Origin of the sequence: Pseudomonas sp. Sample_22 (assembly GCF_004307635.1) — a bacterium.
In the GTDB taxonomy this organism is placed as follows: domain Bacteria; phylum Pseudomonadota; class Gammaproteobacteria; order Pseudomonadales; family Pseudomonadaceae; genus Aquipseudomonas.
Window position 1 is genome coordinate 119,098 of the sequence record NZ_RCNY01000093.1, and the last position, 21,101, is coordinate 140,198.

Below are 21,101 nucleotides of genomic sequence, written 5' to 3' on the forward strand. Positions count from 1 at the left end.
TTGTCATCACGGCGCGCATTATGCCGTGGGTTGTCGAGAAACATTCCTTTTACACACAAAAGCTGTGGGAGCGAGCTTGCTCGCGATGGCGGCCTTACAGTCAACATGCATGTTGAATGTTATGGCCCCATCGCGAGCAAGCTCGCTCCCACAGCGATTGTCGTATGACAGTCAATCAGAAGTGGAAGTTGGTGCTCAGCAAAGCAGTACGGCCCGCCGCCTGGTTGGCGAAGTGAGTCGAGAACGCTTTGTCGTAGTAGGTTTCGTCGGTCAGGTTCTGCACGTTCAATTGCAGGTCGACGTTTTTGGTCAGCTTGTAGGCCGCCATCGCATCGTAGCGAACGTAGGAGTCAACCATGGTGGTGTTGGCTGCGCTACCGAACACGTCGTCGACATAGAATGCGCCGCCGCCGATGGTCAGCTTCGGCGTGACCTGGTAAGTCGTCCACAGGCTGGCGCTGTTTTTCGGTGTGTTCGGCAGTTCGTTGCCATTGTTGGCTCGGTTGGCCGGCATGTCGCCGCCATCGATTTGCTCGCTGTCCATGTAGGCGTAACCGGCGAAGACCTGCCATTTGTCGGTGAGCTTGCCAGTGGCCGACAGTTCGAAACCTTGAACCCGAGTTTTGCCGACGTTTTCGTACGTGGTGGTGTTGGTTTGCACCCGAGCGTTTTCTTTCTCGGTGCGGAAGATGTCAGCCGTCAGCGACAGACGATCGTTCAACAGATCCCACTTGGTACCGATTTCGTAGTTCTTGGTGGTCTCCGGCTCCATGTCGCTGGCGAGCAGGTTGCCGTTGCGATCAGGCGTGCCACCCAGCGGGTTGCCGTCCTGGCCTTCGCCCAGGGTCGCGCCCGGTGGGGTGGCGGATGTTGCGTAGGACGCATAGATGCTGCCGTTTTCCGCCGGCTTGTAGACCACACCGAACTGACCGGTAACGAATTCGCTGACATCATCGCCCTTGGAGGTGGTGGTGCCGGCCGCGTTGTAGGTCTTGTAGTCGGTGTCGAAGTGGTCGTAGCGCAGGCCCATGTTCACCAGCCACTGCTCGGACAACGTCAAAGTGTCGAACACGTAAAGCGCGTAGGTTTTACCCGTAGTGTCGGTGCCGGCATAGTTGCGCGAGATCGCGCCGTTCCATGGGTCGCTCGGGTTCGGGCTGGACAGCGAGGTGCAGTTGTAACCGCTTGGCGCGCCGATCAGCGCGGGGCTGCAGTTAGTGGTCGCTGCGGCAGTTCTTGGCGTGGTGTCGGTGTTGACGTTGTACGAGGACTTCTTGCTTTCTTCGCGGCTCAGCTCGATACCGGTGGCGAAGCTGTTCTTGAAGCCGGCGATGTAGACGTCGCCAAACAGGTCGGTCTGGTTGGTGGTGGTCTCGGTGTTGCTGACGCGGGTGTTCGCACGGCGCCAGACGCTGCCATTGTTGACGTTGCCCTTGCTGTCGTCCGGCTGGGTCAGGATGTAGTCCTGCATGCTGTTGCCATGACGCAGGGTGTTCTTGACCGTGAGCGCGTCGCTCAGGTCGTGCTCGATGGCAATGGTGGCCGTGTCGACGCGGGTCTTGCGGAAGTCGCGGTTGTCGAGGCCATAGAAGTTGCTGCTGTCGCCGCCGTCATCCGGTTTGTCCGGATTGGACTTGGTGCGCGCCGCCGAGCCTGCGGTCGGAATCGAATAAGGAATGCCCGAGTCCGGCGTGTCGTTGCTTTCGAGGTGGTAGTAGTCGAGGTTGACCCGGGTGTCGGTGCCCAGGCCGAACGCCAGCGACGGCGCCACGCCCCAGCGATCGTAGTCGACGCTGTCACGGCCGGCGACGTTGCTCTCGTGGCTCATCAGGTTCAGACGGCCGGCGACGGTGTCGGAAAACTGATAGTTGCCGTCCATGGTGTAACGCTGGGTCTGGTCGGAGCCCCAGGTGAAACCACCGTCGAACGAGTCGCCCAGATGCGCTTTTTTGCTCACCAGGTTGATGCTGCCCCCGGCCGCGCCGCGGCCTCCGATGGCCGAGTTCGGGCCTTTGCTGACTTCGATCGACTCTACGGCGAAGATCTCGCGGCTCTGCGAACCGGTATCGCGCACGCCATCCAGATAGGTGTCGCCTTGGGCATCGAAACCACGAATGAACGGACGGTCGCCTTGCGGGTTGCCACCTTCACCGGCCCCGAAGGTGATGCCGGGAACGGTGCGCAATGCGTCCTGCATGTTCATGGCGCCCGTGTCCTTGAGGACTTGTTGCGGGATGACCGTGATCGAACGCGGAGTGTCAACCAGCGGCGCGGTGTACTTGGGTGAGGAGGCTTTTTCGACGTTGTAGGAAGTGTCGTCCTGGGCTTCACCGGTGATGGCCGTGGCACCGAGGGAAATCGTGTTGCCCGGCGCTTTCTCGTCGGTTTTTTCAGCCGCGAAAACCATGTGACCAGCGGAGCCGGCGGTGATTGCCACGCCAATTGCAGAAGCGAGCAAACGCGGTGAGCTGACCGGTAATTGTGGGTGTTGACGTGACATTTTGATTCCCCTCCCCAAGGATTTGAGGCGGCGGAATATAGGGTAAACACGTATTTGTAGCAATTGCGAAATATTGCTATTCGCACTGAATTTACATTCTTTACAATTTGACCTTACGGTTTTTGCTGCTTCGTTCGTCTAGCGGGTTTTACACAGGCAATAAGAATCAATACCATTGGCGTCCTTTTGCTTCCAGGTGTCTACGCCATGCTGCTGCACATTCCAGGCTTGTTCGAAAAAGAAGAAGTGCAGCGCATCCGCGAGGCTCTGGAACAGGCTGATTGGGCCGACGGCAAGATCACCGCCGGTTACCAGTCGGCCAAGGCCAAGCACAATTTGCAATTGCCGGAAGGTCATCCGCTGGCCAAGGAGATTGGCGCGGCCATGCTGGAGCGACTGTGGAAAAATCCGCAGTTCATGTCAGCAGCACTTCCGCACAAGGTCTTTCCTCCGTTGCTGAACTGTTACACGGCCGGTGGCAGTTTCGATTTCCACATCGATAACGCCGTGCGCCAACCCAAGGGCAGCATCGAACGGGTACGCACTGACCTGTCGGCCACGCTGTTCTTCAGTGAGCCCGAGGACTACGACGGCGGCGAACTGGAAATCCAGGATACCTACGGCACCCAGCGTGTGAAGTTGCCCGCCGGCGACATGGTCCTGTACCCCGGCACCAGCCTGCACAAGGTCAACGCGGTGACGCGGGGTACGCGATACGCCTCGTTCTTCTGGACGCAGAGCCTGGTGCGTGAAGACAGCCAGCGGGCACTGTTGTTCGAGATGGACGGGGCGATCCGCAACCTGACCCGCGATGTGCCCGATCACCCATCGTTGATCCGCTTGACCGGCACTTATCACAATCTGTTGCGCCGCTGGGTCGAGGTGTAAGTGGCGGATTTTCGTTTGCGCCGCGAGGAAGTCCTCGACGGTGACCAGCTTAAAACCATGCTCGAGGAAAGCCCGGCACGCGCTGCACAGGCGATTTTGATCGCCGCGCGTGAGGGTGTGCTCGACGCTCAGGCCTTGCTCGGGCAAATTTTGCTGGATGGGCAAGGTATTGAGCAGGATCAGCCGCTGGCTGTGCGCTGGTTCGAGATCGCTGCCCAAGGCGGGCATTTGATGGCGCGCAACATGCTGGGTCGTTGTCATGAACACGGTTGGGGTTGCGTAGCCGATGCGACGGTTGCTGCGGGGCATTATCGCCAGGCTGCCGAAGCCGGACTGGATTGGGCGATATACAACTATGCCAATCTGTTGGCGACCGGGCGTGGCGTGGCGGTGGATCAGCGGCAAGCCTTGAGTCTGTATCGCCAGGCAGCCGAACTGGGCCATGCGAAGTCGATGAATCTGTTGGGGCGTTATCTGGAGGAAGGCAAGTTTTGCCTCGCTGACCCACTCGCGGCGCGAAGCTGGTATCGACGCTCGGCGCTCGGCGGGGATTTTCGTGGGCAATTCAGTTATGCAGGGCTCCTGGCGGAAGAAGGACAAATCGGCGAGGCTCTGGAGTGGTTGCACAAGGCGTTGGCGGGAGGAAACAGCAATTTCCTGCGGGTGAGCGTTGTAGCCTTGTCGAGCGCAAGACATCCGCAGATTCGTGGGATGGCTGAAGTTTATCAACAGCGATTATCACAGTTGGTCACGTCGTAACAGCTTCGCTGTTCATTAATTAATAGAAAGCCCATATTAAAATCTCGCGCTGTAAAAGTTGGCGGGCGGGATGGTTGTTGCTGGTCTGGTTATTTTATTAATGTCTGCTGTCTTGAATTTTAATATTTTAAGACTTGTTGATTTGTTTCGTATCGCCTTAAGGTTGTTTTCACAGTATTGAAAAGTGTCGCCGGAAGCGGCGCTTGAATATTGTTGTTGTTAATTCTTTCTTAATACTCGACGAAGACAAGGAGTCTCTGATGGAGTTGAAAACGAATAATGAACTGGTCGAAGCTGCCGCCAAAACACCCCAGGTGTTTGTGAATGCATCGTTAGGTGTGGGTGAAGAGCATCACCGTGGAATGGGGATACAGTTGACCAAGGAACAGATCATCAGTCTCAAGAAGTATGAAACGTTAGGGCTTTCTCTTCCTGTTCGGCTGCAAGATGTAATTGCATACTTGAATTACGGCGCGGGTGATGAGGGGGGCAAGGGGCTGACGGCGAGTGATTTTTTATTTACATTCACTTTGACCTATAACCATGCCAAGCGCTGGTCACCATTACGCCGGGACATAATGCTGACAGGCAACGAGCTGAAAATTTTTGCCGGCAGCATCCTCGGGACAGGTTACTCAATTGTAGAGGTGTATGAGGACCTCAAGATATCGAAATATCTGGAAGAATATAATATCAATACGCCGGAAGAGTATCTGAAACTGAAAATGAAAGTTCCAGGCCTCCCCAGTGATGAGGTGTCTCCCGGAGATGTAAACGAAATTCGAATCTACCTCAATGATCTGCTGTTCAAGGTCACGCAATGTCATCAAAGCGCCGAGTCGGTACGAACCAGACTGAACGAGTTTGGCCACGACATGCTCACGAAAGTGCTGCCGCAAATCAGGTTGCGACTTGAGTTTGTTAAGAACAATACCTATGGGGCAGATATACAGGTTCTGCAGGATGAAATTGATCAGCGCTCAAAAGAGATTGAGGATCTCAACAAGCAATATGATCAGATGGTTCAAGAGGCAATCAAGGCAGCAGCGACCTTGAATGTTGGCGGTTTGATTCTCGGCATCTACCAGGGTGTCAAAGCTGAGCAGATACGCACTCAGCGTAACAAGCTTAAAGATTTGCAAAGAACCGCGAATCAATTGATGGCCAGCAAAAGCCAGACACTGAGCTCTTTGAACAGAGTGCGTGATGATCTGCAGAACCTGAGTTACGTTGCGGTTGAAGCTGAAGTGGCGACTCAAAACCTTATGCTGGTATGGAATGCGTTGAGTAACTACATCGCGGCTTCCATGCAAGACGTTACCAAGCTGGATGAAGCAACCTCCCTGAGACGATTCAAGAATCAGATACTCAGTATTGTCGAGCCTTGGGAGCAGATAAAAGTAGGTTCGGATCAGTTGCTCAGCGTGTTCGCAGAGGCTGATAAAGAATATGAGAGCAATCGTTTGGTTTTTGGGGAGGGGATGGCAATGCGTGGGTTGATTTATAGTGTGGATGTTCCGGTTTTTAATGTGGTCAAGCTGCGTGGTCATAATGCTGAAGTGCAAGGGGCGAATACTTCTGCGCAAATGCTTTTCGAACAATTCGATTACTTGCCGGGCACTGTTGTTACGATGAATAGCGTAGCGTTCAATATTAACAAGATTACATTTGAGCTGCGCAAGAATGCTCAGGACTTTACTCTTTTTCTTGAGCGTGCCGAGAAAAAGCTCAAAGGCTACCAGGCAGAATTGGTTAATCCGGAGGATGCGGATGAAGTACGGGAGGATATGGAGGTGGAACTCAATAACCTTTCCAATAAAGTCTGCGCACATGCTGAGGATCTAAAAAGCATTCAAAGGGGTATTAGCATCCCGTATGATCGGGAGGCTCCTGAAGGATGGATTGTAGCGCTCACGCAGGATCGGATATTCACGGAAGACCTCAAGATTAAAACCGAGGAAAAATTGGCCGAGCTGACTGAGCAGATGAAGTCGGTGTCCGAAGCGATTGACTTGATCGCCAAAGCTGGCGTCGAAAAAATTGGCGAAGAAGCTCAATTGTCACTTGAAAGTTTGAAAGCGTTGGGTTTGGCACCCCCGCAGGTCCAGGTTGCGTTATTTGCTGTTGATATGCTTAAGAAAATAATCTCGGGTATAGGTGAGGCTATTTCTTTTCTCAATATGGTGGCCGCGTATAACCGACTCGCCGAGAAGGCAACTGATTTGCGAGCGCACTCGCAAAAGTACGCCAGGCATATTCTCCAGATTGATGGGAAAATCACTCTGGTCAAGACATTGAACGAGGTGGATGACGGTCGTTCGAAATACGTAAATGAGTTTTCAAAGCTGAAGAATGATGTAGAAAAATTTTCTCGTGAGTTCAAGCAAGATGCTTCGATTTCCGTCGAAAAGCGAGCGGATAGTGCAGTGTCCAAAATAGCGGAAGTTGTCAAATACATGAAACCAGTTTATCAATAAACAGGATTTAGGGGGTGGTCATATGCCCATCCCCTTCAAATGATGAATATGAATTCACAAGACTATGGTTTTACATCAGCGCAACGGCGCATTTTAAATCGATACAGCACTTTTCTAGGTTCTTTGTATCCGACCTTTGATCGTATATCGCTTATGCTTGAGCTTCGTAGAAAAAACGGCCATCAACTTGCCAGTCTGCCCAAGGACTCGCGGCTGGTGAATGCCCCGTTCAATGAGCGATATTTAAAGACCTTTTGGGGGCGTACCAGAGAAACTTTGCTTTTAGGCGAAGCTTTTTTTTCAGATCTCGACATATTCACTCGTGAATGTTTGGAGATGACCGGAAAAACCTCGCGGGATGAGCCCATTGATCTGGTGGATTTCAGGCAGTTCATTTTATCCAGGTCCCCGACCTGGATGTTATTTCCGCCTACGAAGGTGCCAGATTTGATTCATGAACTGGCTCTTCGATTCGATGAGCTAAGAATCGCGGTAGGAGAATTGAAATTTACGTTGGGAGAAGTATATGTAGAATCGTTTGGGTTGAGGTCGGTATTCACCACAGCCATGGAATATCGGTCCTGTAATTGCCATGCAACGCCAAAGGTTGCGCAGGCGTTATTCGGCGAGCCTGTGACTACTCCGGTCTGGGACTTCAATTACTCTTCGAGGGACCCTTCAGTCAGCGCTGAAGAATATAAGGCAGATATTGCAGCGTTATTCACCGGGTTCGTTGCGGTGATCGCTCAGATGCAGTTATTCATTGAGGAGCTTTATCGACGTATCCATGGGGTGTTCATTGAGCTGCTCCGGGCAAAGACGGCAGCGAGGCTCGGCGAATTAAACTTCAAGCTGGCCGGCACCCTGGAGGGCGCTGGTGAGTGCGTGAAGATGATGAACCACCTTGAGCTTTGGCTTCGTGAATGAAAAAAAAGCCCATAAAATTTATGGGCTTTTTTAATGGAGTTGTCTCGTCCTGAACACGGGTTACCCTGTTTCAGGACCAGAGAGGATGCCTATCAAACGTAAAACGATTTCAGCGGCGGAAAGCCATTGAACTCAACGGCGCTGTAACTGGTGGTGTAGGCACCGGTCGACAACCAGTACAGGCGATCACCGATGGCCAGGTTCAGCGGCAGGCCGTACTTGTAGTTTTCGTACATGATGTCGGCGCTGTCGCAAGTCGGGCCGGCGATGACCACTTCTTCCATCTCGCCTTTCTTTTCGGTCCAGATCGGGAACTTGATGGCTTCGTCCATGGTTTCGATCAGGCCGGAGAACTTGCCCACGTCGGTATATACCCAGCGCTCAACCGCAGTGCGGGACTTGCGCGCGACCAATACCACTTCACTGACCAGGATACCGGCGTTGGCGATCAGCGAGCGGCCGGGTTCGAGGATGATTTCCGGCAGGTCATCACCGAAGTCTTCCTTGAGGAAACGGATGATTTCTTCAGCGTAGGTTTCCAGGCTGTTGGTGCGGGTGATGTAGTTGGCCGGGAAGCCGCCGCCCATGTTGATCAGCTTCAGTTCGATGCCGTCTTCTTCTTTCAGACGCTCGAAGATTACTTTGACCTTGGCGATAGCCGCGTCCCAGACGCTGATGTCGCGCTGTTGCGAACCGACGTGGAAGGAGATGCCGTAGGGCACCAGGCCGAGGTCACGGGCGAGGATCAGCAGGTCCATGGCCATGTCGGTCTGGCAGCCGAATTTGCGCGACAATGGCCAGTCGGCGGTGGTCGAGCCTTCGGTGAGAATACGTACATAGACTTTCGAACCCGGCGCTGCTTTGGCGATGTTGCGCAGGTCGGCTTCGGAGTCGGTAGCGAACAGACGTACGCCCTTCTCGTAGAAGTAGCGGATGTCCCTGGATTTCTTGATGGTGTTGCCGTAGCTGATCTGGGCGGCGCTGACGCCGCGGCTCATCACTTTGTCCAGCTCGTAGATCGAGGCGATGTCGAAGCTCGAGCCTTTCTCTTTGAGCAGGTCGATGATTTCCACGGCCGGGTTGGCCTTGACCGCGTAGTAGACCTTGGCGAATTCGAAACCGGCGCGCAGGTCGTCATAGGCCTGGCTGATCATCGCGGTGTCGATCACCACGAACGGGGTTTCTTGCTTGTCGGCGAACGCCTTCATTTTCTGAAAGGTTTCGCGCGCAAAATAGTCTTCGACCTGGATCGACATACTTGGGACTCCTAGTGGCAAACGTCGTTAATCAATGGGTGCAAATGAACGTCCTCCGTATCCCCACTTTGGTTCGCCTACTTCCCAAGGCATGTCGCCGAAAGCAAAAAGGCCATGGGAAGTGCAGCTTTCCCTTGGCCTTGCTGTCTCGTCGTCAGTACTTGAGCCGGATGGATCGTTTCCAGCATGGACGTTCGGCGCGAACTTTAGGGCGTGAGGGGCTTGAGATCAACAAAAAATGTCGCGTTTTTGCACGCTTCTGACGTGCGTACCCGATATCACTCTTTGTAGCGGACCTGTGTGACGGGCAGATGTTCCCCGTGATTTTTCCAGTGTTAAAAATACCTGCACGTTCGATGCTTTTGTCAGCTAGTTCGTAGAGAAGTGTGATGGCGTCAACATCGGCGACGTTGGCGGCGAGAGGCGGGTGTGAAGGCGATTTTGATTAATGTGGCGGGTGCTTTAGCAGTGCCAGAGCCCACCTCGGTGTTGATATTCTTTTCCAGTCTTTGAAAACACAAAAAACTGTGGCGAGGTAGCTTGCTCCCGCTGGACTGCGAAGCAGTCCCCGCTTTTTTAAAAGAGGGGCCGCTTCGCGACCCAGCGGGAGCAAGCTCCCTCGCCACAGGTTCGTTTCTGACTATTTATTGATCAGGCGACCACGGCCTCTGCTGGCGAGACGATACTGGTCTTCATCCCGCGTGAACGACCTGAACTCAGGTAGGCCGCAATCGACTCCTGCGTCACCTCACCCAAAAACACCCTTTCGGCATCCATCACCGGCAGCCACGAACGGTTGAACTCATACATCCGTGACAACAGGATGCGCAAATGTTCGTCGTAGGCAGCGGTGGCGTTGAACTCGCGCAGGTATTGCCCGCACGTGCCGGTCTGGCGGTGCAGGTCGCGGCGGCGCACGTAGCCCAGCGCCTTGTTCTCGGTGCAAGTCACCACCACGTAACGGCGGTCGTGCTCGTCCATCAATTCCAGCGCCTCGGCCACGGGTGTTTCGGGGCTGACAGAGGGCGCGTTGTCCGCTGCGTCTTCGGCTTTCACCAACAACAGGCGCTTGAGGGTGCTGTCCTGACCGACGAAGCTGCTGACAAAGTCATCCGCCGGATGCGCAAGCAGTGTGTCCGGATGGTCGATCTGCAGCAGCTTGCCAGCGCGGAAGATCGCGATCTTGTCACCGAGCTTGATGGCTTCGTCGATGTCGTGGCTGACCATGATCACGGTCTTGTTCAGCGCCCGCTGCATTTCGAAGAACTCGTTCTGGATCATTTCGCGGTTGATCGGGTCGACCGCGCCGAACGGTTCGTCCATCAACAACAGCGGCGCATCGGCCGCCAGTGCACGAATCACGCCGATCCGTTGTTGCTGGCCACCGGACAATTCCCGTGGATAACGATGCAGGTATTGCTTGGGTTCGAGCTTGATCATGCTCATCAATTCGCGGGCGCGGTCGTGGCATTTCTGTTTGTCCCAGCCGAGCAATTTCGGCACTACCACGATGTTCTCTTCGATGGTCATGTTCGGGAACAAACCGATCTGCTGGATCACGTAGCCGATGTTGCGACGCAGGGTCACTTCGTCGAGGCCGGTGGTGTCTTCGCCGTTGATCAGGATCTTGCCCGAGGTCGGCTTGATCAGGCGGTTGATCATTTTCAGCGTGGTGCTTTTGCCGCAACCCGATGGCCCGAGGAACACACAGATTTCGCCTTCATTGACAGTCAGGCTCACCGAGTCCACGGCTTTCACATCTTTGCCGTTGCTTTGGAAGGTCTTGCTGAGGTTTTGAAGTTCGATCATTTAAGGAGTCCTTTTGGAGTCAGCGAACGTTGCAGCCACTGCAAAATGAGGTCGGCGAAGATCGCCAGAAGACTGACCAGCACGGCGCCAACGATCAGCATCGACATGTCGCTGCGGCTGATGGAAGCGAGGATGAGTACGCCCAATCCACCGGCACCGATGGTGGCGGCGATGGTCATGACGCCGATGTTCATGACCACGGCGGTGCGCACACCGGCAAGGATCACCGGCACGGCAATCGGCAGTTCGACCATGCGCAGGCGCTGGCCGAAGGTCATGCCGATACCTCGCGCGGCTTCACGAATACCCGGTTCGACACCGCTCAGCGCCAGGTAGGTGTTGCGCATGATCGGCAGCAGTGAATAAAGGAACACCGCAGTGATCGCCGGCATCGGACCGAGGCCTTGGCCGAATTTCGAGTAGAACGGCAGTAGCAGGCCGAACAGCGCAATCGACGGCACGGTCAGCAGCACCGTGGCGCTGGCCTGCAAAGGCCCGGCGAGGCTCGGGAAGCGTGTCATCAAAATGCCCAGCGGCACGCCGACCACGATCGCCAGGGTTACGGCGATCCCGACAAGCGTGATGTGTTGCCACGTCAGGTGCAAAACCTGCGACCAGTCGAGATGGGAAAAGGCGTTCAAGAATTCCATGACTTTTCCTCCTTAGTTAATCGGGTGGCGGCGCAGGAAATCGGCGGCGACGGCTGACGGACTTTGATGCTCGACATCGACCCGCGCGTTGAGCTCGCGCATGGTGTCGTCGTCGAACAGTTCAGCCAGTGGCTTGAGCTGTTCGGCGAGTTGCGGATGCGCATCAAGGTAGGCCTGACGCACCACCGGTGCGGCGGTGTAGTCCGGGAAGTAATGCTTGTCGTCTTCCAGCAGTTTCAACTTGAAGGCGTTGAGTCGACCGTCGGTGGTGTAGACCAGTCCGGCAAACACCTGGCCGTTGCGCAGCGCGGTATAGACCAGGCCAGCGTCCATCTGGCGGATGTTCTTGCGGGTCAGGTTCATGTCGTAGAGCTCGACCATGCCGTCGAGTCCGTCCGAGCGATTGGCGAACTCGGTGTCCAGCGCCACCAGGTTGTTGGTCTGGGCTTCCTTGCGCAGCACCGAGTTGAGCTCGCTGATGGTGTTGATCTGTGGGTACTGGTCAGCGACGTTTTTCGGCAGGGCGAGGGCGTAGGTGTTGCTGAACTTCGACGGAGTGAGCCAGACCAGGCCTTTTTTCGCGTCGAGTTCTTTGACTCGTGCGTAGGACTGTTCGCTGTCGAGTTTTTCAGTGACATGGTTGTAGGAAACCAACGACACGCCGGTGTATTCCCAAAGCATGTCCAGTTGCCCACTTTCGTGGGCACTGCGGGCGAGGTTACTGCCCAGGCCGCCGGTGACTTGCACCTCGTAACCTTTGGTACGCAGGTATTGCGAAGTGATCTCCGCCAGCAGGGTCTGTTCGGTGAACACCCGGGCGCCGATGCGAATAACCGGTTTTTCCGCGGCTTGGGCAAATCCTGCAAACAGCAGAACGCAGCCCAGTAAAAAGCTTGATGTTTTCATGACGATTCCTTTGCCGAGGCTTAAGACGGGCGCAAACCGCGTTCGAGCCAGAGACGGCTGGCGAGGGTCACCAGGCCATCGAGCAACAAGGCCAGCAGCGCGGTACACGCGGCGCCGAGCAGCAGTTGCGGCTGATTGTTCAGGGCAATACCGGGGAAGATCAGGCTGCCGAGGCTGTTGGCGCCGATCAGGAAGGCCAGCGGCGCGGTTCCGACATTGATCGCCAGTGCCACGCGCACGCCGCCGATGATGATCGGCACGGCGTTGGGCAATTCGACACGCCACAACACTTGAGTGGGCGTCATGCCGATACCGACCGCGGCTTCCTTGAGTGAGCCCTGGACGTTTTTCAGGCCTTCGTAGGTGTTGCGCACGATGGGCAGCAAGGAGGCGAGGAAGAGGGCGAAGATCGCCGGGCCACTGCCGATGCCGAGGATGCCGAGGGCGATGGCCAGAACGGCGAGAGGCGGAACCGTGTTGCCGATATTGAAGAACTGCATGAAGCGCTCGGCGCGGCCGATCATGTTCGGGCGGCTGAGGAATATGCCGGCAGGGATGCCCACGACAAGGGCGGCCAGCATGGAGGCGAGGACGAGAATCAGATGAGCTTGCAGGTAAAACAACAAATCGTCGCGGTAATGTTCGATCGTGTTGATGCCGATCCAGTGGATCAGCAGGGCCAGAAGGGCGATTACCAGCACGCCTCCTATCAGCCCTTTGCCATAGCGAATAGCCACAGGCGGACTCCTTTTTTTCAGTCGGCGAACGCCATTCCGTGTGGCATGCCATGCCTGGCTGCCGGAAAAAACGTTCGCGAGAAGTAGCTGATACCGAGCGCGCGCCCCGTAGGGACGGCGTACGGCTTATCGAGCCATAAGCGCAGCCTCGTCAGGCCGACAATGCAGATGTTTCATCCCCTGACGAATGGTCGTAACGGGGGAGTGGACGTCTCCGTGATTCAAAAGGTTCCCATCTGAAACAGCATTTGGCCACCCCTGATGTGCTCAACGGTTCGGTTCTTCGATCAACTTGGGCTATAATCTGCGCCCTTTTTTGAATCACCTGCCAGGCGATTTCCCATGACCAAACAGGCCGCCGAAGTCGCGAAACGCCGCACTTTCGCCATTATTTCCCACCCCGATGCCGGTAAAACCACGATCACCGAAAAGCTCTTGCTGATGGGCAAGGCGATTGCGGTAGCCGGCACGGTGAAGTCTCGCAAGTCCGACCGCCATGCCACCTCCGACTGGATGGAAATGGAAAAGCAGCGTGGTATCTCCATCACCACGTCGGTCATGCAGTTCCCGTATCGCGAGCACATGATCAACCTGCTCGACACCCCGGGCCACGAAGACTTCTCCGAAGATACCTATCGCACCCTGACGGCGGTGGACTCGGCGTTGATGGTGCTCGACGGCGGTAAAGGTGTAGAGCCACGGACCATTGCGCTGATGGATGTCTGCCGTCTGCGTGACACGCCGATCGTCAGCTTCATCAACAAACTCGACCGTGACATCCGCGACCCGATCGAACTGCTCGACGAAATCGAAGCGGTCCTGAAGATCAAGGCCGCGCCGATCACCTGGCCGATCGGCTGCTACCGGGACTTCAAAGGCGTGTATCACCTGGCCGATGACTACATCATCGTCTACACCGCCGGTCATGGTCATGAGCGCACCGAAACCAAGATCATCGAGAAGCTTGATTCCGATGAAGCGCGCGCGCACCTGGGCGACGAGTACGAGCGCTTCCTCGAACAGCTCGAGTTGGTGCAAGGGGCCTGTCATGAGTTCAACCAGCAGGAATTCCTCGACGGTCAGTTGACCCCGGTGTTCTTCGGTACGGCGCTGGGCAACTTCGGTGTCGACCATGTTCTCGACGCTGTGGTCGATTGGGCTCCGCGCCCTCTGGCCCGGGTGGCCAACGAGCGCACCGTGGAGCCGGTGGAGGAGAAGTTCTCCGGCTTCATCTTCAAGATCCAGGCGAACATGGACCCGAAACACCGCGACCGCATCGCCTTCATGCGTATCTGCTCGGGCAAGTACGAAAAAGGCATGAAGATGCGCCACGTGCGCACCGGCAAGGACGTGCGGATCGGCGACGCCTTGACGTTCTTCTCCTCTGAGCGTGAGCAACTGGAAGAAGCATTTGCCGGCGACATCATCGGCCTGCACAACCACGGCACTATCCAGATCGGCGACACCTTCAGCGAAGGCGAAGTCCTGGGCTTCACCGGCATCCCGCACTTCGCTCCGGAACTGTTCCGCCGCGTGCGCCTCAAAGACCCGCTCAAATCCAAGCAACTGCGCCAGGGCCTGCAACAGCTGGCCGAAGAAGGCGCGACCCAGGTGTTCTTCCCGGAACGCAGCAACGACATCATCCTCGGCGCCGTCGGTGTGCTGCAGTTCGATGTGGTCGCCAGCCGTTTGAAAGAGGAATACAAGGTCGAGTGCTCCTACGAGCCGATCACCGTTTACTCGGCGCGCTGGATCGAATGCAGCGACAAGAAGAAGCTTGAAGAATTCTCCAACAAGGCCGTGGAAAACCTCGCGCTGGACGGCGGCGGTCACCTGACCTACCTGGCTCCGACCCGGGTTAACCTGGCACTGATGGAAGAACGCTGGCCGGACGTGAAATTCCGTGCGACGCGTGAGCATCATTAAGCGCTGAGCTGCAAGACCAAAAGCCCCGTGGCGAAAGCACCGGGGCTTTTTAATGCCTGGCCAATGGCCTGATGCTTTAGTGGATTTGGGTATAGGTCTTATTCGAAAGCAATCTGCCGATTCACGGCATTTACGGCTCAGCTTCAGCATCCTATCTGGAGAACCGAGTTAATCGGAACTAGATTTCACTAAGCGCCAGACAGGCACTCTACGAAGGACGGATTCGGCCATGAACAGCTTGCTACGCGTTATTTTGATGTTGAAGGTGTTGGTGATGTTGGCCCTCGGCAGCTCGGCGGTCTGGGCTGAGTGCGAGGATCATGAAACTCAGGCTTCAAGCAGTCAGGCAGGGCATGCTGAGCTGATGATCGCCAAGTCCGAATCGGAGCCGGGCGACAAGGGCCAGGGTGGCAGCGCGGGGGACGACGACTCGATGACCGATGACCCGGACTCCGATGAAGCCGACGAAGGTGATAGCCAGACTTAGATTTACAGACAAAATAAAACCCCTTCTACCGGAAGTAGAAGGGGTTTTTGCTCAACTCAGTTCCTGTGGGAGCTAGCCTGCTAGCGATTGCGGTGTGCCAGTCGACGCAGATGTCGACTGATATTCCGTAATCGCCAGGCTGGCTCCTGCATTTTTTTCAAGGCGGTTTTTATGCTGCGCCGTGTACAAATTGCTCGGCGTAATGGCACGCCACCTGGCGGCTGTCGAGCAGGCGCAGGGCCGGCTCTTCAGTGCTGCAACGCTCGGTGGCGTATGGGCAGCGCTTGTGGAAAGCGCAGCCGGGCGGCGGGTTCAGCGGGTTGGGCAGTTCGCCGACGATCTTGATTTTCGGCTTGTCCGGATCCGGGTGGATGGTCGGTGTCGCCGACAACAGCGCCTGGGTGTAGGGGTGCAGGGGACGGGTGTAGATGTCTTCCTTCGGCCCCATTTCCACCGGACGGCCGAGGTACATCACCATCACGTGGTCGGCAACATGGCGAACGACCGCCAGGTTGTGGGAAATGAACACGTAGGCGGTGTTGAACTCTTGCTGCAAATCCATGAACAGGTTCAGCACCTGCGCCTGGATCGACACGTCCAGCGCCGAGGTCGGTTCGTCCGCCACCAGCACTTTCGGTTGCAGCATCATCGCCCGAGCCAGCGCAATACGCTGGCGCTGACCGCCGGAGAACATGTGCGGATAACGTTGGTAGTGCTCGGGACGCAAGCCCACCTGCTTCATCATCGCCTGGACTTTCTCGCGACGTTCGGTGGCCGACAGGTTGGTGTTGATCAACAGCGGCTCGGCGAGTTGATCACCGATTTTCTGCCGTGGGTTCAACGACGCGTATGGGCTCTGGAACACCATCTGCACGTCTTTGCGCAGTTGCTTGCGCTGGGCCTTGTCGGCGCCGGCGACTTCCTGGCCGGCGATTTTCAGGGAACCCGAAGACGGCTCTTCGATCAGGGTCAGGGCGCGGGCCAGGGTGGATTTGCCGCAGCCCGACTCGCCGACGACGGCGAGGGTCTTGCCGGCTTCCAGTTCGAATGACACGCCGTTGAGGGCGCGCACGGTGGCGTGACCCTTGAACAGGCCTCGGGACACTTCGTAGTGACGGGTCAGGTCGCGGGCGGTAAGTACGACGGCCATTACGCCACCTCCTGGTTCAGCGGGTAGAAGCAGCGGGCGAGGCTGTTGCTTTTCGGGTCAAGGGCCGGACGTTGCACGCGGCAGTTGTCCTGCACGTACGGGCAGCGCGGCGACAGCAGGCAGCCCTGCGGGCGATCGTAGCGACCGGGCACGATGCCCGGCAGGGTCGACAGGCGCGAGGCGCCCAGGCTGTGTTCCGGAATCGCCTTGAGCAGCGCTTCGCTGTACGGGTGCGCCGGGATGTCGAACAGTTGCGGCACCTGGCCGACTTCGACGGCCTGGCCGGCGTACATCACGCACACGCGCTGGGCCGTTTCGGCCACGACGGCGAGGTCGTGGGTGATCAGCACCAGGCCCATGTTCTGCTCTTTCTGCAAGGCCAGCAGCAGGTCCATGATCTGCGCCTGGATCGTTACGTCCAGAGCGGTGGTCGGTTCGTCGGCGATCAGCAGTTTCGGTTCGCCGGCAATCGCCATGGCGATCGCGACGCGCTGGCTCATGCCACCGGACAGTTGATGCGGGTAGGCTTCCATGCGGCTGGCCGCGCCCGGGATTTCAACTTTTTCCAGCAACTCAATGGCGCGCTTGCGAGCGGCCTTGCCGGACATTTTCAGGTGCAGGCGCAGCACTTCTTCGATCTGGAAACCCACCGTGTAGCTTGGGTTCAGCGCGGTCATCGGGTCCTGGAAGACCATCGACAGGTCTTTGCCGACGATCTGCCGACGCTGACGGTTGCTGAGCTTGAGCATGTCCTTGCCGTCGAAGCTGAGCGAGTCGGCGGTGACGATGCCAGGGTGCTCGATCAGGCCCATCAGCGCCATCATGGTCACGGATTTACCCGAACCCGACTCGCCAACGATGGCCAGCACTTCGCCTTTGTCGACTTTCAGGTCGAGGCCATCGACCACTGGCGTAGCGTTTTTGTCGCCGAAGCGAACGTTGAGATTCTTGATTTCTAGCAGTGACATTGGAATCTCCTCAGGCGGCGTTCTTGAGTTTCGGGTCCAGCGCGTCGCGCAGGCCGTCACCCATCAAGTTGATTGCCAGCACGCTGAGCAAAATGGTCAAACCAGGCAGACTGACTACCCACCAGGCGCGTTCGATGTAGTCGCGGGCCGAGGCCAGCATGGTGCCCCACTCAGGGGTTGGCGGTTGTACGCCAAGGCCGAGGAAGCCCAGGGCGGCAGCATCGAGAATTGCCGAGGAGAAGCTCAGGGTCGCCTGAACGATCAGGGGCGCCATGCAGTTGGGCAGCACGGTCACGAACATCAGGCGCGGCAGGCCTGCACCGGCCAGGCGCGCGGCGGTCACGTAGTCGCGGTTCAGTTCGCCCATCACCGCGGCGCGGGTCAGACGAACGTAGGACGGCAGGGACACGACGGCGATGGCGATCACGGTGTTGATCAGGCCAGGGCCGAGGATGGCGACGATCGCCACGGCCAGCAGCAGCGATGGCAGGGCCAGCATGATGTCCATCAGGCGCATGATGGTCGGGCCGACGGCTTTCGGGAAGAAACCGGCGAACAGACCCAGCAGGATGCCCGGGATCAGCGACATCACCACCGACGACAAGCCGATCAGCAACGACAGCCGCGAGCCCTCGATCAGGCGTGACAGCAGGTCACGACCCAGTTCATCGGTGCCGAGCAGGAACTGGATCTGCCCGCCTTCCAGCCAGGCTGGCGGGGTCAGCAGGAAGTCACGGTATTGCTCGCTCGGGTCATGGGGGGCAACCCACGGGGCGAAGATGGCGCAGAAAATCACCAGCAGCATGAACATCAGGCCGGCAACGGCGCCTTTGTTCCTGGAGAACGCTTGCCAGAACTCTTTGTACGGCGACGGGTACAGCAGGCTTTGATCCACGGCGGACGCGGCGGTGGCTACTGAGGATGTTGGAGTGCTCATGGGTATTGACCTCAGCGCTGATGACGGATGCGTGGGTTGGCAAAGCCGTAGAGGATGTCCACTACGAAGTTGACCAGAATCACCAGGCAGGCGATTAACAGGATGCCGTTTTGTACAACCGGATAGTCACGGGCGCCAATGGCTTCAATCAGCCATTTGCCGATGCCAGGCCAGGAGAAAATGGTTTCGGTCAGGACCGCGCCGGCCAGCAGGGTGCCGACTTGCAGGCCAACCACGGTCAGTACCGGGATCAGCGCGTTACGCAGGCCGTGGACGAATACCACACGCGATGGCGACAGGCCTTTGGCGCGGGCGGTACGAATGTAGTCTTCACGCAGCACTTCGAGCATCGACGAGCGGGTCATTCGCGCGATCACCGCCAATGGAATGGTCCCCAGCACGATGGCCGGCAGGATCAGGTGGTGCAGCGCATCGAAGAACGCGCCGACGTCATCGGCCAGCAGTGTATCGATCAGCATGAAGCCGGTACGCGGCTCAATGTCGTAGAGCAGGTCGATCCGCCCGGATACCGGGGTCCAGCCCAGGCTCACCGAGAAGAACATGATCAGGATCAGGCCCCACCAGAAGATCGGCATCGAGTACCCCGCGAGGGAGACGCCCATCACCCCGTGGTCGAACAGCGATCCTCGCTTGAGTGCCGCAATCACCCCGGCCAGCAGGCCCAGGATGCCGGCGAACAACAGGGCGGCCATGGACAGTTCCAGGGTCGCGGGGAAGAGGGAGGTGAACTCGGTCCAGACGCTCTCACGGGTACGCAGGGATTCCCCGAGATCGCCGTGGGCCAGTTTGCCGATGTAATCCAGGTACTGGGCATAGAGGGGTTTGTTCAGACCTAGGCGTTCCATTGCCTGAGCGTGCATTTCGGGGTCGACCCTGCGTTCTCCCATCATGACTTCCACGGGGTCGCCAGGGATCATGCGTATCAACGCGAAAGTCAGCAAGGTGATGCCGAAGAACGTGGGGATCAGTAACCCCAGTCGGCGGGCAATAAAACTAAACATCGTGTGGTGTACCTCATCAGCCGGTTAGGCGTGCCCGGCAGGCCTGGATCAGGCTTGCCGGGAGTTTTCTTATTTACTTCACCTGGGTGGTGGCGAAGTTATTCGTGGTGAGGGGGCTAATGTGATAGCCCTCTACGTTGTTGCGCATTGCGGTGAACATTCTAGTGTGCGCCATGCTGATCCATGGCTGGTCCTGGTTAAAAATAACCTGAGCCTGTTCGTACAGGGCTGCACGCTCGGCCGGGTCGGTTTTTTCCCGGGCCTGATCGAGCAGTGCCTGGAACTTGTCATTGCACCAGCGTGCGTAGTTTTCGCCGTTCTTGGCCGCTTCGCAACTGAGCATAGGCGTAAGGAAGTTATCCGGGTCGCCGTTATCGCCCGCCCATCCGGCGGAAACCATATCGTGCTCACCGTTTTTCGCGCGTTTGAGCATTTCGCCCCATTCCATCACGCGGATGTCGACCTTGATCCCGACCTTGGCCAGGTCAGCCTGCATCATCTGCGCGCCGAGCATCGGGTTCGGGTTGGTCGCGCCACCACCGTTGCGGGTGAACAGGGTGAAAACCGTGCCTTCCGGTACGCCGGCTTCCTTGAGCAGGGCACGAGCCTTGTCCAGGTCGCGGACCGGATTCTTCATGTCGTGGTTATAGCCCAGCAGGGTGTCCGGGAACGGGTTGACCGCCGCGGTCGCATTGCCTTTGCCGAACAGCGCGTTGACCGCCGCTTCCTTGTCGAAGGCGATGTCGATGGCTTTACGCACGCGCACGTCGCTCAGGTATTTGTGCTGGGTGTTGATGGCGATGTAGGCGACGGTCATCGCGTTCAGTTCATCGACTTTCAGGTTCGGGTCTTTCTTGATGCTCGGGATGTCGTCCGGCTTCGGGTACAACGCGACCTGGCACTCGTTCGCCTTGAGCTTCTGCAGGCGCACGTTGTTATCGGTGGCGATGGCCAGGATCAGCGCCTCGGCCGGTGGCTTGCCACGGAAATAGTCCGGGTTGGCCTTGAAGCGAACCTGGGCGTCCTTGTTATAACGCTGGAAGATGAACGGGCCGGTACCGACCGGTTTGTTGTTCAGATCGGCGGTTTTGTTGGCCTTGAGCAACTGATCGGCGTACTCGGCGGAATAGATCGAGGAGAAGGCCATGGCGATGTCAGCCAGGAACGGCGCTTCACGGCGGGTCAGGGTGAACTTGACCGTGTTGTCATCGACTTTTTCGACACTCTTGAGCAGTTCCTTGAAGCCCATGCTTTCAAAGTAGGGGAAGCCCACGCTCGACAGTTTGTGCCATGGGTGATTCGGGTCCAGTTGACGCTGGAAGCTCCAGACCACGTCGTCGGCATTCATGTCGCGGGTCGGCTTGAAGTATTCGGTGGTGTGGAATTTGACGCCTTTGCGCAGGTGGAACGTGTACGTCAGACCGTCTTCGCTGATGTCCCAGGATTCGGCCAGTGCCGGAATCACATCCGTGGTGCCGGGCTTGAAATCTGCCAGGCGATTGAAAATGGTTTCCGCCACCGCATCGGCTGTGACTGCAGTGGTGTACTGGACCATGTCGAAGCCTTCGGGGCTGTTTTCGGTACAAACCACCAGCGGCTTGGCCGATACGCCCACCGCGACACTCAGCAAGGCGGCCGCGATGGCCGCACGTAGGGGAAGCATTTTCATCAAGAACCCTCTGCAATCGGTTAAAGGACAAAA

17 protein-coding genes are annotated in these 21,101 nt (G+C 57.2%); 6 read left to right on the plus strand and 11 right to left on the minus strand.

The features are described 5' to 3' along the window. Positions 1-175: 175 nt before the first annotated feature. Entirely contained in the window at positions 176-2,500 is a 2,325-nt protein-coding gene (locus D8U73_RS27130; protein ID WP_056854984.1) for a TonB-dependent siderophore receptor, read from the minus strand. Positions 2,501-2,707: 207 nt separating this feature from the next. On the opposite strand from D8U73_RS27130, the gene D8U73_RS27135 reads away from it, so the two are divergent. The 4 genes from D8U73_RS27135 to D8U73_RS27150 all read left to right on the plus strand — a co-directional run bounded on the left by D8U73_RS27135 (position 2,708) and on the right by D8U73_RS27150 (position 7,551). Beyond that, a complete protein-coding gene (locus D8U73_RS27135) occupies positions 2,708-3,388 on the plus strand; it encodes a Fe2+-dependent dioxygenase (RefSeq protein WP_130906251.1) in 681 nt (226 codons plus the stop codon). Positions 3,389-3,445: 57 nt separating this feature from the next. Then, positions 3,446-4,147, plus strand: a complete 702-nt coding sequence (locus D8U73_RS27140; RefSeq protein WP_056855257.1) for a tetratricopeptide repeat protein — start codon at positions 3,446-3,448, stop codon at positions 4,145-4,147. 260 nt (positions 4,148-4,407) lie between these two features. Beyond that, complete coding sequence (locus D8U73_RS27145; protein WP_056854986.1) at positions 4,408-6,624, plus strand: alpha-xenorhabdolysin family binary toxin subunit A; 2,217 nt, start codon at positions 4,408-4,410, stop codon at positions 6,622-6,624. 48 nt (positions 6,625-6,672) lie between these two features. Continuing rightward, positions 6,673-7,551, plus strand: a complete 879-nt coding sequence (locus D8U73_RS27150; RefSeq protein ID WP_130906252.1) for a hypothetical protein — start codon at positions 6,673-6,675, stop codon at positions 7,549-7,551. Positions 7,552-7,643: 92 nt separating this feature from the next. Here the strand turns inward: D8U73_RS27150 and D8U73_RS27155 are convergent, their stop codons facing one another. The 5 genes from D8U73_RS27155 to D8U73_RS27175 all read right to left on the minus strand — a co-directional run bounded on the left by D8U73_RS27155 (position 7,644) and on the right by D8U73_RS27175 (position 12,909). Then, the gene (locus D8U73_RS27155; protein WP_130906253.1) at positions 7,644-8,807 is read right to left on the minus strand and encodes a type III PLP-dependent enzyme; all 1,164 of its coding nucleotides are present in this window, start codon (positions 8,805-8,807) and stop codon (positions 7,644-7,646) included. Positions 8,808-9,458: 651 nt separating this feature from the next. After that, the gene (locus D8U73_RS27160; RefSeq protein ID WP_056854988.1) at positions 9,459-10,616 is read right to left on the minus strand and encodes an ABC transporter ATP-binding protein; all 1,158 of its coding nucleotides are present in this window, start codon (positions 10,614-10,616) and stop codon (positions 9,459-9,461) included. Beyond that, entirely contained in the window at positions 10,613-11,266 is a 654-nt protein-coding gene (locus D8U73_RS27165) for an ABC transporter permease (RefSeq protein ID WP_130906254.1), read from the minus strand. The genes D8U73_RS27160 and D8U73_RS27165 overlap by 4 nt, the downstream gene beginning before the upstream one ends. Before the next feature lie 12 nt (positions 11,267-11,278). Further along, positions 11,279-12,172, minus strand: coding sequence for a glycine betaine ABC transporter substrate-binding protein (locus tag D8U73_RS27170; RefSeq protein WP_130906255.1), 894 nt, complete (start codon positions 12,170-12,172; stop codon positions 11,279-11,281). Between the two features lie 20 nt (positions 12,173-12,192). Next, a complete protein-coding gene (locus D8U73_RS27175; RefSeq protein ID WP_056854991.1) occupies positions 12,193-12,909 on the minus strand; it encodes an ABC transporter permease in 717 nt (238 codons plus the stop codon). A 342-nt stretch (positions 12,910-13,251) separates the two neighbouring features. On the opposite strand from D8U73_RS27175, the gene D8U73_RS27180 reads away from it, so the two are divergent. Then, complete coding sequence (locus D8U73_RS27180) at positions 13,252-14,835, plus strand: peptide chain release factor 3 (protein ID WP_007973058.1); 1,584 nt, start codon at positions 13,252-13,254, stop codon at positions 14,833-14,835. A 229-nt stretch (positions 14,836-15,064) separates the two neighbouring features. After that, positions 15,065-15,322: a hypothetical protein gene (locus D8U73_RS27185; protein ID WP_056854992.1), complete on the plus strand. Its 258-nt coding sequence runs from the start codon at positions 15,065-15,067 to the stop codon at positions 15,320-15,322. A gap of 169 nt (positions 15,323-15,491) precedes the next feature. On the opposite strand, the gene D8U73_RS27190 is transcribed toward D8U73_RS27185, so the two are convergent. The 5 genes from D8U73_RS27190 to D8U73_RS27210 all read right to left on the minus strand — a co-directional run bounded on the left by D8U73_RS27190 (position 15,492) and on the right by D8U73_RS27210 (position 21,068). Next, positions 15,492-16,472: a peptide ABC transporter ATP-binding protein gene (locus tag D8U73_RS27190; RefSeq protein ID WP_056854993.1), complete on the minus strand. Its 981-nt coding sequence runs from the start codon at positions 16,470-16,472 to the stop codon at positions 15,492-15,494. Beyond that, positions 16,472-17,440 carry an oligopeptide/dipeptide ABC transporter ATP-binding protein gene (locus D8U73_RS27195; protein WP_056854994.1) on the minus strand — a complete coding sequence of 323 codons (969 nt, stop codon included), beginning with the start codon at positions 17,438-17,440 and terminating at the stop codon, positions 16,472-16,474. Before D8U73_RS27195 ends, D8U73_RS27190 begins: the two co-directional genes overlap by 1 nt. A gap of 10 nt (positions 17,441-17,450) precedes the next feature. Next, positions 17,451-18,377 (minus strand): ABC transporter permease subunit, encoded by a 927-nt coding sequence (locus D8U73_RS27200; protein ID WP_056854995.1) that lies wholly within the window; start codon positions 18,375-18,377, stop codon positions 17,451-17,453. Positions 18,378-18,388: 11 nt separating this feature from the next. Further along, positions 18,389-19,399 carry an ABC transporter permease subunit gene (locus D8U73_RS27205; protein ID WP_056854996.1) on the minus strand — a complete coding sequence of 337 codons (1,011 nt, stop codon included), beginning with the start codon at positions 19,397-19,399 and terminating at the stop codon, positions 18,389-18,391. Between the two features lie 73 nt (positions 19,400-19,472). Next, on the minus strand, positions 19,473-21,068 hold the full coding sequence (locus tag D8U73_RS27210; RefSeq protein ID WP_130906256.1) for an ABC transporter substrate-binding protein: 1,596 nt from the start codon (positions 21,066-21,068) through the stop codon (positions 19,473-19,475). Between the last annotated feature and the right edge of the window lie 33 nt (positions 21,069-21,101).

Coding starts and splice junctions, on each gene's coding strand:
- D8U73_RS27130 (WP_056854984.1), bottom strand. CDS start 2,500: ATGTCACGTCAACACCCACAATTACCGGTCAGCTCACCGCGTTTGCTC.
- D8U73_RS27160 (WP_056854988.1), bottom strand. CDS start 10,616: ATGATCGAACTTCAAAACCTCAGCAAGACCTTCCAAAGCAACGGCAAA.
- D8U73_RS27140 (WP_056855257.1), top strand. CDS start 3,446: ATGCTCGAGGAAAGCCCGGCACGCGCTGCACAGGCGATTTTGATCGCC.
- D8U73_RS27145 (WP_056854986.1), top strand. CDS start 4,408: ATGGAGTTGAAAACGAATAATGAACTGGTCGAAGCTGCCGCCAAAACA.
- D8U73_RS27195 (WP_056854994.1), bottom strand. CDS start 17,440: ATGTCACTGCTAGAAATCAAGAATCTCAACGTTCGCTTCGGCGACAAA.
- D8U73_RS27155 (WP_130906253.1), bottom strand. CDS start 8,807: ATGTCGATCCAGGTCGAAGACTATTTTGCGCGCGAAACCTTTCAGAAA.
- D8U73_RS27165 (WP_130906254.1), bottom strand. CDS start 11,266: ATGGAATTCTTGAACGCCTTTTCCCATCTCGACTGGTCGCAGGTTTTG.
- D8U73_RS27205 (WP_056854996.1), bottom strand. CDS start 19,399: ATGTTTAGTTTTATTGCCCGCCGACTGGGGTTACTGATCCCCACGTTC.
- D8U73_RS27135 (WP_130906251.1), top strand. CDS start 2,708: ATGCTGCTGCACATTCCAGGCTTGTTCGAAAAAGAAGAAGTGCAGCGC.
- D8U73_RS27210 (WP_130906256.1), bottom strand. CDS start 21,068: ATGAAAATGCTTCCCCTACGTGCGGCCATCGCGGCCGCCTTGCTGAGT.
- D8U73_RS27185 (WP_056854992.1), top strand. CDS start 15,065: ATGAACAGCTTGCTACGCGTTATTTTGATGTTGAAGGTGTTGGTGATG.
- D8U73_RS27180 (WP_007973058.1), top strand. CDS start 13,252: ATGACCAAACAGGCCGCCGAAGTCGCGAAACGCCGCACTTTCGCCATT.
- D8U73_RS27150 (WP_130906252.1), top strand. CDS start 6,673: ATGAATTCACAAGACTATGGTTTTACATCAGCGCAACGGCGCATTTTA.
- D8U73_RS27190 (WP_056854993.1), bottom strand. CDS start 16,472: ATGGCCGTCGTACTTACCGCCCGCGACCTGACCCGTCACTACGAAGTG.
- D8U73_RS27170 (WP_130906255.1), bottom strand. CDS start 12,172: ATGAAAACATCAAGCTTTTTACTGGGCTGCGTTCTGCTGTTTGCAGGA.
- D8U73_RS27200 (WP_056854995.1), bottom strand. CDS start 18,377: ATGAGCACTCCAACATCCTCAGTAGCCACCGCCGCGTCCGCCGTGGAT.